The 17,616-nt window shown below is 57.2% G+C and carries 9 protein-coding genes; all 9 read right to left on the bottom strand.

What is annotated here, in order from left to right; all coding sequences use genetic code 11:
• Window positions 1–173: 173 nt before the first annotated feature.
• The 9 genes from IAE30_RS22215 to IAE30_RS22175 all read right to left on the bottom strand — a co-directional run bounded on the left by IAE30_RS22215 (window position 174) and on the right by IAE30_RS22175 (window position 17,548).
• Complete coding sequence (locus IAE30_RS22215) at window positions 174–1,568, bottom strand: efflux transporter outer membrane subunit (protein WP_038645077.1); 1,395 nt, start codon at window positions 1,566–1,568, stop codon at window positions 174–176.
• 3 nt (window positions 1,569–1,571) lie between these two features.
• Entirely contained in the window at window positions 1,572–4,673 is a 3,102-nt protein-coding gene (locus tag IAE30_RS22210; protein ID WP_200681036.1) for an efflux RND transporter permease subunit, read from the bottom strand.
• Window positions 4,673–7,846 carry a multidrug efflux RND transporter permease subunit gene (locus IAE30_RS22205; protein ID WP_200681035.1) on the bottom strand — a complete coding sequence of 1,058 codons (3,174 nt, stop codon included), beginning with the start codon at window positions 7,844–7,846 and terminating at the stop codon, window positions 4,673–4,675. The genes IAE30_RS22210 and IAE30_RS22205 overlap by 1 nt, the downstream gene beginning before the upstream one ends.
• Window positions 7,843–9,087, bottom strand: coding sequence for an MdtA/MuxA family multidrug efflux RND transporter periplasmic adaptor subunit (locus IAE30_RS22200; RefSeq protein ID WP_038645071.1), 1,245 nt, complete (start codon window positions 9,085–9,087; stop codon window positions 7,843–7,845). The genes IAE30_RS22205 and IAE30_RS22200 overlap by 4 nt, the downstream gene beginning before the upstream one ends.
• Before the next feature lie 142 nt (window positions 9,088–9,229).
• Entirely contained in the window at window positions 9,230–10,630 is a 1,401-nt protein-coding gene (locus IAE30_RS22195) for an efflux transporter outer membrane subunit (RefSeq protein WP_038645069.1), read from the bottom strand.
• A complete protein-coding gene (locus IAE30_RS22190) occupies window positions 10,620–13,754 on the bottom strand; it encodes an efflux RND transporter permease subunit (protein ID WP_200681034.1) in 3,135 nt (1,044 codons plus the stop codon). The genes IAE30_RS22195 and IAE30_RS22190 overlap by 11 nt, the downstream gene beginning before the upstream one ends.
• A 9-nt stretch (window positions 13,755–13,763) precedes the next feature.
• Entirely contained in the window at window positions 13,764–14,900 is a 1,137-nt protein-coding gene (locus IAE30_RS22185; RefSeq protein ID WP_200681033.1) for an efflux RND transporter periplasmic adaptor subunit, read from the bottom strand.
• A 303-nt stretch (window positions 14,901–15,203) separates the two neighbouring features.
• Window positions 15,204–15,392 (bottom strand): hypothetical protein, encoded by a 189-nt coding sequence (locus IAE30_RS22180; protein ID WP_038645063.1) that lies wholly within the window; start codon window positions 15,390–15,392, stop codon window positions 15,204–15,206.
• Between the two features lie 425 nt (window positions 15,393–15,817).
• Window positions 15,818–17,548: a penicillin-binding transpeptidase domain-containing protein gene (locus tag IAE30_RS22175; RefSeq protein WP_038645061.1), complete on the bottom strand. Its 1,731-nt coding sequence runs from the start codon at window positions 17,546–17,548 to the stop codon at window positions 15,818–15,820.
• Window positions 17,549–17,616 lie beyond the last annotated feature (68 nt).

Genomic DNA, 17,616 nt, shown 5'->3' with positions numbered 1-17,616 from the left:
CCAAAGCCCCTCTGCGGTGGCCGGGCAGTCCACTGAACAAAGACGCTATAGCCCACCACTCCGCACCCAAAAAGCCCACAACAGAATCAACAGCCTCATACTTAGCTGCTGTAAACTGCAAAACAATCCTCATCTATGCTGCTAAAACTCATCCCTGCCAGAACGAATAACACTTACCCCTGCCAACCCCCGCCCAGCGCGGCAATCAGCTCAACGCTGCTTACCCACTGCGTGCTCTGCAGTGACAGTAAACTCTGCTGCTCGCTCAGACTGCTGTTTTCGGTGGTGGCCACATCAAGGTAATCAATCATCCCGGCATCATACTGATTACGCGTCACGCGGGCTGACTCCTGCGCGGCACTGGTCGCCAGCTGCTGTGAAGCAATTTCGCCTTGCAGCGTATTCAGCTGCACCAGATAATCTTCCACTTCCCCCATCGCCGTCAGCACCGACTGGCGATAATCCGCCACGCTGGCGTCATAGGCGGCGCGTGCCTGTTCCACTTTGGCCGAGGTCGCACCGAAGTCCAGCAGCGTGCCGCTCAACTCCGGCCCTAATGACCAGACGCGATTGGGTAGTGAGAACAGGCTATTAATGGCCGACGAACTCACGCCACCGCTGGCGCTCAGGGTCAAATCCGGATAGTAACCGGCGATGGCGACACCCACCGCCGCATTGGCTGCTGCCACATTACGCTCGGCATAGGCAATATCCGGACGACGCTGTAACAGCGCAGAAGGCAGGCTATGAGGGATGGCTGGTAACTTAGCCTCCAGCTTCGCCACTGGCAGCGAGAAATCAGCCGGCGCACGGCCCAGCAACAGCGCAATGGCGTGTTCCGATTGGGCACGCTGCCACTGATAATCCTGTGCCGAGGCGCGTGCGCTCTCCAGCTGCATCTGCGCCTGTGCCAGGGTGGCGCGGGATTCGCTGCCCGCCGAGTACTTGTTCTGAATCACCGTCAGATAACGCTGATAGGCGTCGATACTGCGCTGATACAGGGCAATCTTCTCGTCGAGGATGCGCAGCTGGAAGTAATCCTGTGCCAGCTCTGACTGCGCACTCAGCGTGATATTCGCCAACTCGGCCTTACTCGCCTGCGCACTGGCTTTGTTCTCTTCCAGTGTGCGGCGCAGTTTGCCCCACACATCCAGCTCCCAGCTGGCGCTGAGATCGGCGGCATGCGCATTGCTGACGCTGCGCTGGCCAGTGGTGCTGGCCCGACTGCCGCTGCGCGTGCTGCTGGCGTCGTAGCTCACCGAAGGAAATAACGCCGCGCGAGATTGTGAGGTCAGCGCCTGCGCTTCACGGTACTGCGCGGCATAGCTCGCCACGTTCTGGTTGGAGATGCTCACCTGACGCAACAGGCTATCCAGCGTGGCATCGTGATACACCAACCACCAGTCGCCTTTGCTCTCTGCATCCTGCGGCGTGGCCTGCTGCCAGCCTTTGGCTTCTTTAAAATGCGTCGGCATCGCCATGGTCGGGCGCTGATAATCAGGACCCACCGCGCAGCCCGCCAGCAACAGTGCCATCACCATCGGGGTAAATTTCAGGACATTTTTCATCGATCAGGATTCCACAAGACGCAAACGCTGCCACTGACGTTTAGTGGCGCGACTCAAACTATCAAGCCAGAGATAAACAACCGGCGTGGTAAACAGGGTTAACAGCTGGCTCAGCGCCAGACCACCGGCAATCGCAATGCCGAGCGGACTGCGTAAATCCGCATCACCGCCGCTGCCCAATGCCAGCGGCAAAGCACCAAAGAAGGCCGCCAGCGTGGTCATCATGATGGGGCGGAAGCGCATCAAACAGGCCTGCGTGATCGCCTGCTTCGGCGACATCCCCTGCGTGCGCTCGGCGTGGATCGCAAAATCGATCATCATGATGGCGTTCTTCTTCACGATGCCGATCAGCAAAATGATGCCGATCAGGGCAATCACCGTCAGTTGCGTATTGGTGAGCAATAGCAGGAGTAGCGCGCCAACCCCCGCAGAAGGCAGCGTAGAGAGGATGGTGATGGGATGGATATAACTCTCATACAGCACGCCGAGCACGATATACACCGCCGCCAGTGCCGCAATAATCAGCCACGGCATGGTGGCGGTCAGCTGCGCAAAGGCGGCTGCGGTGCCAGCAAAACCGGCCTGGATGGTGGACGGCAGGCCGAGCTGCGCCATTGCCTGCTTAATCAGCGCCTGCGCCTGCTCCAGTGACACGCCATCATTCAGGTTAAAGGCCACGGTGCTGGTGGCCGATTGCCCCTGATGCGCCACGGAGAGCGGTGCATTACCGCCCTTGAAGCTGGCGAAAGCAGAGAGCGGCACACGGTCGCCGCTATCGTTAATCACATACAGCTCTTTCAGAATCTCCGGATCGCGCGTGTAGCTGTCCTGCAATGACATCACCACATGATACTGATTCAACGTGTGATAGAGCGTGGCGACCTGGCGCTGGCTGAAGGCATTATTCAGCATGGTATCCAGCATCTGCACGTTAACGCCCAGCCGTTGCGCACGATCGCGATCGATATTGATCACCACTTCCTGGCCGCCGGTTTGCGAATCAGAGTCCACGCTGTTGAGCTGCGGGATCGCCGCCAGCGCGGCCTGGACTTTCGGCGTCCACTCTCGCAGCACATCCAGATCGTCCGCCTGCAGGCTGTATTGATAAGTGGCGTTAGCACTGCGCCCACCGATATGCAGATCCTGCGCCGCCATCAGGAACATCTGCGCCCCGGCGATATGGCTGGTCTTCAGGCTCAGCCGGTTGGCGACCTCGGTGGCCGTGGCATCGCGATCGCTAAAGTCTTTAAGACGCACAAAGAAGTTGGCGCTGTTGCGCGAGCCAAACATTCCGCTGCCCATCGACGACATCACGCTGTCCACCGCCGGATCGGACTGGATGATTTTAGTGAACTCCAGCATCTTCGGTTTCATCGCCTGGAACGAGATGTTTTGATCGGCACGCAGTGCGCCCATCAACAGCCCGGTGTCCTGATTGGGGAAGAACCCCTTCTGCACCACGGTGAACAAGAACAGGTTCAGTAATACCGTTAGCACAAGGCTGAACATGGTGATCTTCTGGTGCGCCATCACCCACGCCAGGCCACGCGAATAGGCCGCCAGCAAGCCATTGAGCTGATTTTCAATAAACTGATACAGCGGATGGGGGCGCTTGCTGACTTTCGGTTTAGGCTTCAGCAGGCGCGCGCATAGCATCGGTGTTAGGCTCAACGAGACGAACATCGAGATCAACAGCGAGACGGTGAGCGTCACGGCAAACTCGCGGAACAGACGCCCGACAATACTGCCCATCAGCAGGATTGGGATAAACACCGCGATCAGCGACATGGTCATCGACAGCACGGTGAAACTCACTTCCTGCGCGCCTTTCAGTGCCGCACGCAGCGGACTCAAACCTTCTTCGATATGGCGGGTGATGTTTTCCAGCACCACGATGGCATCATCAACCACAAAGCCGGTGGCGATGATCAGTGCCATCAGCGACAGGTTATCAAGGCTGTAGCCCAGCAGATACATCACCGCACAGGTACCAATCAACGACACCGGCAGCGCCAGCGCCGGGATCACCACCGCCTGCACGTTGCGCAGGAACACAAACACCACGGCTATCACCAATAGCATGGCGATCAGCAGCGTTTCTTCGGTGTCGTAAAGGGATTCACGCACCGTCGGGGAACGGTCCACCACCACTTTTAGTTGGGTATCCGCAGGCAGATCTTTTTCCAGCGCGGGCAACTGCGCCTTGATGGCATCAATGGTGTCGAGCATGTTGGCACCAGCCTGGCGCTTAATGCCCACCATGACTGACGGCTGCGAATTGAGGAAACCGGCCTGATACTGATCTTCCACCGAATCGTACACGGTGGCGACATCGTGCAGACGTACCGCTTTACCGTCTTTATAACTGACGATCAGATCCTGATACTGCGCCGCTTTATCCAACTGACCATTGCTGTCCACTACCCATGATTGCTGGCGGCCCTGCAGAATGCCTTTGGGTTTGTTGGTGGTGCTGTTGGCGATGGCTTCCCGCACCGTGTCCAGCGAGATGCCGTATTGCGCCAGCTTGAGCGGTTGCAGATCGATACGCACGGCGGGCAACGCACTCCCCATCAGCGACACTTCACCCACGCCCTTGACCTGCCCCATCGCCTGCTCGATTTTACTTTCCGCCAGGTCGTAGAGTTCACCTGGCGTGCGCGTGGCAGAGGTCAGCGCCAGCATCACAATCGGTGCATCGGACGGGTTGGCTTTGCGATAGGTCGGCAGCGATTCCATCGCGCTCGGCAGCAGGCTGCGTGCGGCATTGATCGCCGCCTGCACATCACGCGCCGCACCGTTGATATCGCGGTCGAGATCAAACTGCAAAATCACGCTGGTGGAGCCCTGCGAGCTGGTCGAGGTCATCTCAGTGACGCCCGCGATCTGTCCGAGCGAACGCTCCAGCGGCGTAGCCACCGTGGCCGCCATGGTTTTCGGGCTGGCACCGGCTAAGCTGGCGCTGACCATAATGGTCGGGAAATCCACCTGCGGCAGCGGGGCCACCGGCAACAGCCGATAGCCCAGCAGACCCAGCAGCATGATCGACAACGTTAATAGCAACGTGGTGACCGGGCGGAAGATAAAAAGTCTGGTGAGGTTCATTACTCGCTCCGCGCCTGCTGCTGTTTACGCTGCATATAGCGCTTGCCGCGCTGCGCGATGCCATCGAACCACAGATAAATCACCGGCGTAGAGAACAGCGTCAGCACCTGGCTGACAATCAAACCACCGACAATCACCAGACCAAGCGGCTGACGCAGTTCGGCACCGGATCCTGAGGCCAGCATCAGCGGCAGTGCACCGAGCAGTGCCGCCATGGTGGTCATCAGGATCGGACGGAAACGCAGCAGACAAGCCTGATGAATCGCATCACGCGCACTCATGCCCTGCTTGTTTTCGGCTTCCAGCGCGAAGTCGATCATCATAATTGCATTCTTTTTCACGATGCCGATCAGCAGGATCACCCCGATCAGGGCGATCAAACTGAATTCACTGCCCGCCAGCAACAGCGTCAACAGTGCGCCCACCGCAGCTGATGGCAGCGTCGAGAGAATGGTCACCGGATGAATAAAGCTCTCATACAGGATGCCCAACACCACATACATGGTGATCAGCGCGGCCAGAATCAGCCACAGCGTGTTGCCAGTGGCGCTCTGGAAGGCCGAGGTTTCCCCCTGATAGCGCAGCGTAATGCTGGACGGCAGATTCAACTGCTGTGTCACTTCCGCAATCGCTTTCTGCCCATCTTCCAGCGAGTAGCCGCTGTTGAGGTTGAACGACACCATCACCGCCGGGAACTGATTCAGACGCATATGCATCAGTGAACCGGTACGCTGATGGATAGTGGCGATCGAGGTCAGTTTCACCATTCCGGTGGTGGTGTCGCTATCGGTACTGGTGGTTGAGCTGCTGCTCGAACTGCTGCTGGTTGAGGTACCTGAATTACTGCTCACCGGCAGATAGACATCATCAAACGACGCTGGCGACTGCTGATATTGCGGCGCCACTTCCAGCACTACGCGATATTGATTGGCCTGGGTAAAAATGGTGGAAACCAGACGCTGACCGAAACTATTGTACAGGGCGGTATCCACATCCGAAGCAGTGATGCCGTAACGCGCCGCTTTGTCGCGGTTTAGCTCGACGTAGGCAACACGGCCCTGATCCTGCAGATTGCTGACCACGCCGTTAAATTCCGGACGCTGCTGCAGGGCCGCCACCATCTTCGGCGTCCAGCTCACCAGATTTTCACTGTCAGCATCGTCGAGGGTAAATTGATACTGGCTCGGCGTGACCTGATCGTTGACCGTCAAATCCTGCGCTGGTTGCAGGTAGAGTTGAATGCCCGCCACCTGTTGTGCCGCCTGTTGCAGCTGCTTGATCACCACATTGGCTTTATCATCACGCTCATCAAATGACTTGAGGTTAATCTGGATGCGACCGCTGTTGAGGCTGGTGTTGCTGCCGTCGATGCCGATAGTCGAAGAGAGTCTATCCACTGACGGATTCTGCAGAATCACTTTTGCCAGTGCCTGCTGACGCTTCGACATCTCGCTAAACGACACATCCTGCGACGCTACGGTGACGCCCTGAATCAGCCCGGTATCCTGCGTCGGGAAGAAGCCTTTCGGGATGGCGATATACAGCAGCGCCGTCAGCGCAAAGGTTGCCAGCGCCACCAGCAGCGTCAACTTCTGATGGTTCAGCACCACGGTCAGAAGACGGTCATAGCCGCGCACCAGCTTATCGAAAATTTGCCCGCCCTTACGCGAGAAGCGCGACTGCTTCTCTTCCGGGATATGCTGCAACAGGTAAGCGCACAGCATTGGCGTTAGCGTCAGGGACACCACCATCGACACTAAAATCGACACCGCCAGTGTGATGGCAAATTCGCGGAACAAGCGCCCCACCACATCGCCCATAAACAGCAACGGGATCAACACCGCAATCAGCGACAAGGTCAGTGAGATGATGGTGAAGCCAATCTGCTGCGAGCCTTTCAGCGCCGCCTGCATCGGCGTTTCGCCCTCTTCCAGCCGACGAGAGATGTTCTCCACCACCACAATCGCATCGTCAATCACGAAGCCAGTGGCGATAGTCAGCGCCATCAGTGACAGGTTGTTCAGACTGAAATCGGCCAGGTACATCACGCCGAAAGTGCCAATCAGTGACAGCGGCACTGCCACGCTCGGGATCAACGTCGCCGCCACATTGCGCAGGAACAGGAAGGTCACCATCACCACCAGCGCCACCGACAGCATCAGCTCAAATTGTACGTCGCTGATGGAAGCACGAATGGTTTGGGTGCGATCCGACAATATGCTCATCTTCACGCCATCGGGTAACGCGGCCTGCAAGGTTGGCAGTTGCGCTTTAATGCTGTCCACCACCTGAATCACGTTAGCACCCGGCTGGCGCTGCACGCTGATCACAATCGCCGGACTGTTATTGGCCCACGCTGACTGGAAGCTGTTCTCCGGCCCCTGTTCGATGTGCGCGATATCTTTCAGGCGCAGTGCAGCACCGTTCTGATAGGTGATGATCAGATTGCCATACTCATCGGCGGTGCGCAGCTGATCGTTGGCGTCGATGGTCACCGAGTGATATTTGCCGTCGAAGCCGCCTTTTGAGCCATTGACGTTGCTGTTACTGATCAACGTATTGACGTCTTCCAGCGACAGCTTGTGCGCCGCCAGCGCTTTCGGGTCCATCTGCACGCGGATTGCCGGTTGATGGCCGCCCGCCAGCGTCACCATACCGACGCCGTTTATCTGCGACAGCTTCAGCGCCACGCGGGTGTTCACCAGATCCTGCACCTGGGTCAGCGGCAGGTTATCCGAGCTGGCCGCCAGCGTAATCACCGCCGTATCAGCCGGGTTGACCTTTTTATAGGTCGGCGGATTGGGCAGATCGCTCGGCAGCAGGTTGTTGGCGGCATTGATCGCCGCCTGCACTTCCTGCTCGGCGACATCCAGCGACAGATCGAGGCTGAACTTCAGGGTGATGATCGAGGAACCCCCCGAACTGGTTGACGTCATCTGGCTCAGACCCGCCATCTGCCCGAGTTGGCGCTCCAGCGGCGAGGTAACGGACGACGCCATCACATCCGGACTGGCGCCAGGATACAAGGTGGTGACCTGAATGGTCGGGTAATCCACCTGCGGCAGCGCCGAGGTGGAGAGGAACTTATAGGCAAAGATCCCGGAAATCAGTACGCCGACCATCAGCAGGATGGTGGCGACGGGACGCTGGATAAACAGACGAGACGGATTCATTTTTTGGCCACTGTGGCAGTTTTGCTGTCATCGGCCAGAGAGACTTTACTGCCGTTGGTCAGGCGATCGATGCCTTCGGTGACCAGACGATCGCCCGGCTCAACGCCTTTCAGAATCGACTGCTGATCTTCGCCAAACGCCGGGCCAGTGGTCACGGCTTTACGCGTCACGGTGTTGTCTTTATTGATGACAAACACAAAGCTGCCGTCGCTGCTCAGTTGCAGCGCCTGCGCCGGGATCACCGTGGCGTTATTCAGGATGTTGGTTTGCAGACGCAGGTTGACGAACTGATTAGCAAACAGCGATTCATCTTCATTCGGGAAAGTGGCTTTCAGCTCAATGGTGCCAGTGCTGGTATCGATCTGGTTGCTGATGAACTGCACGCTGCCTTCAGCCAGCTGGGTGCTGTTGTCCTGATCAAAAGCCACTGCGGGCAAACTCTGCCCATTGTGCAGCGCTTTGGTGAGTTGCGCGATATTGCTCTGCGGGACGCTGAAGGTCACGGCTGCGGGCTGCATCTGCGTCACCACCACAATGCCGGTGGTATCGGTGGTTTGCACCATATTGCCCGGATCAACCAAACGCAGGCCAACACGACCGCTAACTGGCGAGGTGATGCGCGCGTACTCAATATCCAGCTTTGCACTGGCGATCTGCGCCTGATCGGCTGCCACTGCACCTTTGTACTGCCCAACGGTGGCCGTTTGCGTGTCGAGATCCTGGCGTGACAACGAGTCCTGGGCCGCCAGCTTTTTATAGCGAGCCAAGGTCAGCTCAGCGCTTTTCAATAACGCCTGGTTTTGATTGAGATCGCCCTGATACTGCGCCAGTGTCGCCTGATAGCTGCGCGGATCGATCTGCGCCAGCAGCTGTCCGGCCTCGACTTTTTGCCCTTCGGTAAAGAAGACTTTTTCCAGTTGGCCCGCCACACGACTGGTGACGGTGACGCTGGCATTCGGGATCACCGTGCCCAGCGCATTGAGATACACCGGCACATTGGCCGTGGTGGCCACACCGCTATGCACCAGCGTGGCACCGCCGCCCATCATCGCCATACCCGGCGGGCCGCCTGCGCCCCCGCGATGACCACCCTTTCCTCCCCCTGGAGGCATACCACCCGGCGCACCGCCGTGTCCGCCCACTACGCGCCAAATCACGCCAGCCACGATCAACACAACAAGTAAAATGAGTAGCCATTTCAGCCAGTGGAAACGCGATCTGCGAGGGGAATTAATTGTCATCGGACTCTTCAGATAAACAGGAAAATGGAAAATCCCCTGCAATGTCAGGGGATTATTTCAAAAGAAATCATCACTGCTTGTATTATCAGCTGAAGTGCCATGGAATTTCCATGGAGAAACCGTAAGGGTAACGTTAAGGCACTCAGGCCTTCCAGCCGCCTCCCAACGCCTTATACAAGGTGATTTTCTCGCTCAACTGGCCCAGATGCGCACTGATTAACGACTGCTGCGAACTGTAAAGCGATCGCTGGGCCACTAATACATTGAGATAATTGTCTACGCCTTGCTTAAAGCGCATTTCGGAATAGTCGTAATCGCGCTGGTTGGCGCCGACCTCCTGTTGCAGCGCTGTCAGCTGATCCTGCCAGGTATCCTGACCGGCCAGCGCATCATTGACCTCTTTGAAGGCGGTTTGAATCGCTTTCTCATAGTCAGCAATTTCAATGCGTTTCTCAATGTGCGCGATGTTGAGATTTGCCTCGTTTTTGCCGCCGTCAAAGATGGGGAGATTTATCGATGGCACGAACGACCAGGCACCGGTTCCGCCGCCCAGCAAACTGCCGAGCGAGCTGCTGGTTGAGCCGCCAGAGGCCGTCAGGGTGATGCTCGGGAAGAAGGCCGCGCGCGCTGCGCCAATGTTGGCATTCGCCGCTTTCAGGCTATGTTCCGCCGCCATAATGTCCGGGCGACGCGTCAGCAGATCAGATGGCAAGCCCGCCGGCGTGGCCGGGAACTGCCAGTTGGCGTCCAGCGTCGCGTGGGACAGCAAGGTGGCGGGCAGATCGGTACCCACCAGCAAGCGCAGCGCATCCACATCCTGACGTACCTGACGCGTATAGCTTGCCACATCCGCCTGGGCAGCCCGCACGGTGCTCTCTGCCTGCGCCAGATCCTGATCGCTACTGGCCCCGCCGTTATAGCTGAGTTGCGTCAGACGATACGACTCCTGCTGACTTTTGGCGGTATTTTGCGCCAGATGCAGCAGATCGTTATCCGAACTCAAGGTCAGCCAGGCGGTTGCCACCTCAGAAATTAGCGAGATGCGCGTGGCGCGTTCGGTCGCGGCGGTGGACAGATACGTTTCCTGCGCCTCATCCCGCAGGCTCTGCAAACGACCAAAGAAGTCCAGCTCCCACGAAGTGACGCTCAGTCCGGCGTTAAGCTCGTGATAGGTCACCGCTCCGGTGGTCTTGGTGTTGTAGAGGTTGGCCGGTTCATGCGCCGAGGTCTGGCTGGCGGTAGCATTGATTGACGGCATTAACGCCGCGCGCTGCACCGTAACGCTCTGCTGCGCCTCTTCGACATTGAGCGCCGCGACCCGCAGGTCACGGTTGTTGTCGAGTGACAGCTGAATCAGGTTGCGCATCGTGGCGTCAGTGAAGAAGTTCTGCCACGGCAGATCCGCCACGTTGCCCACCGACGTGGGCTGATCGTACTTCGCGTCTACCGGCATTGCGGGGCGCTGATAATGGGGCGCCAGCGTACATCCAGCCAGCGCCATGGCCAGCGGCAGCAGCGCCATACGGAAAGTTTTAGTGTTCATGCGTTGTCACCTCTGCGGATGCTTTTTTCTTGCGGGCGAAGAACTGCGATACCACCACGTAGAACATCGGAACAAAGAAGATGGCGAGGAATGTAGCGGTGATCATCCCACCCGCTACCGCCGTACCAATCGAGTGCTGGCTACCTGCGCCTGCGCCGTTAGAGATAGTCAGCGGCAGCACGCCGAGAATAAACGCCATCGACGTCATGATAATCGGTCGGATACGCAGCCTCGCGGCTTCCACCGCTGCCTCGACCAGCGTTTTGCCTTCCCGTTCGTGCAACTCTTTGGCGAATTCCACAATCAGAATGGCGTTTTTCGCCGCCAGTCCCACCGTGGTGAGTAAGCCCACCTGGAAGAAGACGTCGTTCTGCAAGCCGCGCAGCAGCACGGCACTGATAGTGCCGAGAATGCCGAGCGGCACCACCATGATCACCGAGAAGGGAATGGACCAGCTCTCATAGAGCGCGGCCAGACATAGGAACACCACCAGAATCGAGATGATATACAGCTGCGTGGTCTGGTTGCCGGAAGCCTGCTCTTCATAGGAAATGCCGTACCACTGCACGCGGAAGCCTTTTGGCAACTGCTTCGCCAGCTGTTCCACCGCTTTCATAGCTTCACCGGTACTCTGCCCTGCCGCAGGCGATCCGAGGATCTCTTCAGAGGTCAGGCCGTTAAAGCGTTCGAAGTGTGGCGATCCGTAAACCCATTTGCCGCTGGCGAAGGCGGAGAAGGGCACCATGGTGCCGCTGCTGTTGCGGAAGTACCATTTATTAAGATCGGATGGCGTGACGCGCGAATCGGCTTTCCCCATCAGGTAGACCTCTTTCACACGACCGTTATACATAAACTGATCGATATAGCTCGAACCCCACGCCACTGACAGCGTGTTGTTGATGTCGGTCATGCTCAGGCCCAACGCGCTGGCCTTCTCGTCATTGATCTCCAGCTGATACTGCGGCTCATCTTCCAGCCCGTTCATGCGCACCTGCGCCAGATGTGGATCTTTGTTGGCCAGATCGATTAACTGGTGCGTGGCATCCATCATCTGCTGATGAGTATGCGCGCCCGTATCCTGCAGATAAAGATCGAAGCCGGTGGCGTTACCCAACTCCATGACCGCAGGCGGCACCATGGCGAAGATTTTGGCGTTTTTGTAGTTGGCAAAATGCGCCATCACACGGTTCGCCAGATCCTGCACGCTTTGCCCGCTATGGGTACGATCGCTCCAGTCCTTCAGGCGCACAAACGCCATGGCATTACTCTGACCACGACCAGCAAAGTTAAAGCCCGCCACGCCAAAGGTAGTGGTGACCACCGAAGCCTCATTCTTCTGCAGGTAGTCATTGAGATCGTTGATCACCTGCTGCGTACGCTGTGAAGAGGCGTTAACCGGCAGCGTCATCTGCACCATCATCAAGCCCTGATCTTCTGCGGGCAAGAAAGTGGTGGGCACACGCGTGAACAAAAAGCCCGTCACGCCGACGATCACCAGGTAGATCACCAGGAACAGGCCGCGACGGGAAATAACGTTGTTAACGCCGCGCGTATAATGCATCGCGCCGCTGTCGAACTTACGGTTAAACCAGCCAGCAAAACCGGTGGTCTTGTGCTCCGCCGCCGAAGGTTTGAGCAGTGTGGCACAGAGTGCAGGGGTGAAGATCAGCGCCATGATCACCGACAGCGCCATCGCCGACACAATGGTGATCGAGAACTGGCGGTAAATCACCCCGGTCGAGCCGGAGAAGAACGCCATTGGCAGCAGCACCGCTGACAGCACCAGCGCAATACCAAACAGTGCGCCCTGTATCTGCTGCATCGACTTGATGGTGGCGGTCTTCGGATCGAGATGTTCTTCGTGCATCACACGCTCGACGTTCTCCACCACCACGATGGCATCATCCACCAACAGCCCTATCGCCAGCACCATACCGAACATGGTCAGGGTGTTGATGCTGTAACCGAAGGCCGACAGGATGCCGAAGGTACCGAGCAGCACCACGGGCACCACCAGGGTGGTAATCAGAGTGGCACGCAGGTTTTGCAGGAACAGCAGCATCACGAAGAACACCAGCACCACCGCTTCGATCAGCGTTTTCACCACTTCTTCAATCGAGGCGCTGACCACCGGGGAAGTGTCATACGGATACTGAATTTCAACATTATCCGGCAGCGAGTCTTTCAGATCGGCAATGGTCTGGCGCACCGCTTTAGCGGTATCCAACTCGTTCGCGCCGGTGGCCAGGCGCAGCGCAATACCTGCCGCTGGTTTGCCATTCATGGTGGCATCAATGCCGTAGCTCTGCGGACCGAGCGCCACGCTGGCGACGTCTTTCAAACGCACCTGCGAACCGTCACTGTTCACTTTCAACAGCACGTTTTCAAACTGCTGCACGGTGGTGAAGCGGGTTTTACCCAGCACCGTAGCCTGCGTTTTGGCGCCCTGAATGGTCGGTAACCCGCCGAGTGAACCTGACGACACCTGCACGTTCTGATTATCAATGGCGGTGGTGACATCGCTCGGCATCAGGTTGTACTTGTACAATTTGGCGGGATCGAGCCAGATGCGCATGGCATATTCCGAACCCAGCACCATAAAGTCACCTACGCCTGGCGTACGCGAGATCGGATCTTCCAGCTTCGACACCAGCATATCCGCGAGATCGCCGTTGCTCAGCTTGCCGTCTTTAGAGATCAGCCCGATGACCATCATAAAGTTCTTTTGGTACTTACGGATGCGGATCCCTTGCTGGGTCACATCGGTTGGCAACTGCGATTCCGCCAGCGAGACGCGGTCCTGCACCTGCACCTGGGCGATATCCGGATTGATGCCCTGGTTAAAGGTGGCGATGATCTGCGCACTGCCGTCCGAGGCACTGCTGGATTCCAGATAGCGCAAACCATCCAGGCCGTTCAGCTGTTGCTCAATCACCTGCACCACGGTGTTCTGCGTGCTTTCCGCGCTGGCGCCCGGATAGGTCACCGAGATCGACACTGCTGGCGGCGAGATATTGGGATACTGATTGACGGGCAAACTGATGGCCGCAATCCCGCCCACCAGCATCACGATAATCGCGATAACCCAGGCAAATATGGGACGTTCAATAAAAAACTTCGACATGCCGCCCCCTTATTGCGCCGCTGCGTCGGTCATCGACAGACTGACGGCATTGGCGGATGGCGTGTCATTGGTGCTGGCGGCAGTGGTAGTGACTTTTGCCCCAGCACGCACGCTTTGCAGATTGTTCACCACGACCTGTTCACCTTCACTCAGCCCGGACGTCACCAGCCATTCACCTTTGATCATCTCGCCGGTGTGAATACTGCGCTGCTCAATGGTGTTATCGCCTTTCACCACGTAGACATACGGCTGGCCTTTGGTGTCATGCATGATCGACTCCTGCGGCACCAGAATCCCCTGCTGCTGAATACCCTGCGGGAAGCTGGCGTGCACATACATGCCCGGGAGTAGCTCGTTATGGGGATTCGGGAATACGGCGCGCAGCACCACGGTACCGGTGGCGGTATCGACGTTCACTTCCGAGAACGCCAGTTTGCCTTGCTGCCCGTACTGACTGTTGTCTTCCAGAGAGAGGCCAACCGCAGCGGTATTGTCATCCACTTTGGCAATTTTGCCGTCGGCTAAGGCACGACGCAGACGCAGCAAGTCGGTGGATGACTCACTGACATCGACATAGATCGGATCAAGTTGAGTGATGGTGGCGAGATAGTCGGTCTGGCCGTTAGTCACCAGGGCACCGGCGGTATACAGCGAACGGCTGATATGACCCGAGATCGGCGCTTTCACCAGTGTGTAATCAAGATTGACCTTAGCGGTTTCCACATCGGCTTGTGCTTCACGTTCTGCCGCGACAGCATCGTCGTAAGTCTGCTGGCTGATGGCGTGGGCAGAAGCCAGCGGCTGATAGCGTTTTGCCACCATGGCATCGTTTTGCCAGGTCGCCATAGCTTTGTCGTAAGCGGCTTTATAGGTCGCCGGATCGATCTGATAGAGCGGCTGGCCCGCTTTCACTTCTCCGCCTTCGGTAAACAGGATTTTCTGGATCACGCCGCTGATCTGTGGGCGCACCTGCGCGGTGCGGACCGCCGTGGTGCGGCCAGGCAGTTGTGTCACCAGCGTGACGGGCTCAGATTTTAGGGCGATGACACCCACCTGGGGTGTCGCGGATGCAGCGGGCTTTGCTCCGCCCTGGTCACAGGCTGCCAGTAAAAACACCACGCTGGCAGAAAGAAGTTTCAGGCGCATAATTTTTCTCTGGATGAAAGGAGGGATAGTCACTGATGTGATGACATGCAAAAAATCATTGTAGGGAGGGAGTGATAAGGCGGTTGTTAAGGTTGCGTAAAATATATTTTCCAAAGGAAAATGGTAAACCTTTCGTGCCATAAATGGCTGTGAAATTTAGCTTTTTGCGGGTTTTCTTCGACATGGCGGTGCAATTTATTGTGCGTTTTGCCCTGGCAACATGACTTCAACTTCCGCGATGAATCGCGCCGCGACCCGATAGTGCAAAGTGGTTCATTACGCTCCCCCTTCATCTCGACCGCGCTAACCTTTCGGCTCAATCCCGCGACGACGCAGTTCGCGGCGCGCCAAATCTTTCAACCAGCACGATAGCGTGATGTTTTCATCCTCGGTGACTTCGCGCAGTTGGTCATGCAACTCCGGATGAATGCGTAACTGAAACGCCGAGGAGCGGCCCTCGCCTTTTGGCGTTCGGTCTTTGGTTTTTGGCATCGGGACACACCTCAACGAATGGCAATATAAAACGCCCCAAAGCCGCGCTACCAACACGGCAAGGGGCTGGCGAACCGAAATGGAATGCGGCATCGCGGCGCGTTACGCATAGGTTACACAGCAAGATATTTTTATGTTGGCGGGGAAGTGTTAAGACTCAGACAAGAGGTGTGAGCGAGTTCGCTCAGCGGTAAATTTCAGGTAAAAAAAACCCACGCATCCGCGTGGGTCGGTGCAACCGAACAGGGTGAATACCTGAGGACAGGTATTGCTGCCGCAGCAGCCGATCTTCACACCAATCAATACCTCTGGGACTTTTATCGTCGCCGAAAGTGGTGTGAGAAAACAGCCGCAAATCGCAACGGAGTTCGGCGAAATGCAACGAGGTGTGAAAAGCACCTCGCGGCAGTTACATCCTGATTTTACTAAGATTTATCCGAATTCGGTTTACTGTAGATGGCGTCAGGCGCAATGTTCATATGCTTCAGCACCGGCCCCATAATGCTGCCGAAAATCGGCGCCGCTACCGAACCACCAAAGTGATCGCCCGCTGTCGGATGGTTGACCATCACCACCAGCGCCACCTCAGGATGGCTGGCAGGGGCAATACCGGCGGTGTAGTTGACGTAACCGCCATCGTACTTCCCACTGGTGCCCATTTTCTCTGCGGTACCGGTTTTGGTCGCCAGGCGGTAACCCGGCACAGCGGCTTTGACGCCGGTACCGCCAGGCAATACGTCACTCTCCAGCATGTGCACCACGGTTTGCACGATTTGCGGATCGGCCACCTGCTTGCCCAACACCGGCGGTGTGACTTTGGTAATCGACAGTGGACGATATACGCCGTAAGAACCGAGCGTGGCGTATTCACGGGCTATTTGCAGCGGTGTGACGCGCAGGCCGTAGCCAAAGGCAAAGGTGGCGCGTTCAATATCCGCCCAGCGTTCACGGTGCAGCGGGAAGTAGCCCACGCTCTCGCCGGTTAACCCGAGCCCCGTCGGCTTACCCAGGCCAAACGCCTGATAGGTGTTCACCAGCGCTTCAGCAGGCATCGCCAGCGCAATATGCGAGACGCCGATATCACTCGATTTCTGCAAAATACCGGTCATGGTCAGGCGTGGCCAGTGGCCGACGTCACGAATCAAGTGGCCGTTGACGCTGTAGGGTGTGGTATCGATCACCGAGTCGGCACGCACCAGATGACGCTCCAGCCCCTCCATCACCACCAGCGGTTTCACCGTGGAGCCGGGTTCGTAGCTGTCATTGATCGCCGTGTTGCGCATCTGTGCTGGCGTGGCGTTATCGAAGTTGTTGGGGTTGAACGAAGGATAGGAAGCCATCGCCAGGATCTCGCCCGTATCGATTTTGATCAGCACTGCCGCACCGGAATCCGCTTTATTCAGCAACACGCCATCGCGCAGCTTGCTGTAGAGGGTGAACTGATCAAACTTATCAATACTCAGCTGTACCGTTGGCGGCTGCTTCGGCGGCTCGTAATCAAGCATGGCAACGATGTTGCCCTCTTTGTCCTGACGATAAACCTCTTTGCCCGGCTCGCCTTGCAGCACGTGGTCGAAACCTTTCTCCAGACCGTTCAGGCCATTGCTGTCTGCACCGACAATGCCAATCAACGGCGCAGCGGCTTCACTCATTGGATAGAAGCGGCTGTCGTTGTATACCGAGCTGATGCCCTTCAGGTGCAGTTCGGCGATGTCTTTGGCGATGCCCAGTTCGATTTTACGGCCAAGATAGAGGAAGCGTTTTTTCGGGTTCGCGGTGATCTGCTCACGCAACTCTTCCGGACGTAAGTTCAGCGCCGAGGCAAGATATGTCCATTTGGCGTTGGTGAAGTCGGGATTGGCTTCCAGCACGCGCATCGGGTCGGCGATGATATCGCGCGCCGGTACGCTCAGTGCCAGCGCCTGGCCATCACGATCCAGTAAGGTGCCACGGTTGGTGGGCAAGGTGACGGTGCGCAGTGAACGCTGATCGGCCTCGTGCTCCAGCATCGGATGCTTAATCAGCTGCAGGTCGCCGACGAAGATCAGCAGCAACACCATGCAGCTGAAGACACCCAGACAAATCAGGCGAAAACGAAACGGGTTAAATGGGGCTTTGATCTGGTCTTTTCCCAGAAGTTTTTTTATACGGGGCATAGCATTCCGCTGCAATAAACAGTTTTTTCAAGCTTGTTATCCGCAGTTATAAAGAAAGGTAAAGCGAG

Source organism: Pantoea sp. S61 (assembly GCF_016625145.1).
GTDB classification, from domain to species: Bacteria; Pseudomonadota; Gammaproteobacteria; order Enterobacterales; family Enterobacteriaceae; genus Pantoea; species Pantoea rwandensis_B.
Note: the sequence above shows the minus strand (reverse complement) of the source record. Positions and strands in the feature narration are given on the sequence as shown.

Bases quoted from the DNA above. Each gene is read 5' to 3' on its own strand.
- IAE30_RS22205 (WP_200681035.1), bottom strand. From the start codon at position 7,846: ATGAATCCGTCTCGTCTGTTTATCCAGCGTCCCGTCGCCACCATCCTG.
- IAE30_RS22180 (WP_038645063.1), bottom strand. From the start codon at position 15,392: ATGCCAAAAACCAAAGACCGAACGCCAAAAGGCGAGGGCCGCTCCTCG.
- IAE30_RS22195 (WP_038645069.1), bottom strand. From the start codon at position 10,630: ATGAACACTAAAACTTTCCGTATGGCGCTGCTGCCGCTGGCCATGGCG.
- IAE30_RS22175 (WP_038645061.1), bottom strand. From the start codon at position 17,548: ATGCCCCGTATAAAAAAACTTCTGGGAAAAGACCAGATCAAAGCCCCA.
- IAE30_RS22190 (WP_200681034.1), bottom strand. From the start codon at position 13,754: ATGTCGAAGTTTTTTATTGAACGTCCCATATTTGCCTGGGTTATCGCG.
- IAE30_RS22200 (WP_038645071.1), bottom strand. From the start codon at position 9,087: ATGACAATTAATTCCCCTCGCAGATCGCGTTTCCACTGGCTGAAATGG.
- IAE30_RS22210 (WP_200681036.1), bottom strand. From the start codon at position 4,673: ATGAACCTCACCAGACTTTTTATCTTCCGCCCGGTCACCACGTTGCTA.
- IAE30_RS22185 (WP_200681033.1), bottom strand. From the start codon at position 14,900: ATGCGCCTGAAACTTCTTTCTGCCAGCGTGGTGTTTTTACTGGCAGCC.
- IAE30_RS22215 (WP_038645077.1), bottom strand. From the start codon at position 1,568: ATGAAAAATGTCCTGAAATTTACCCCGATGGTGATGGCACTGTTGCTG.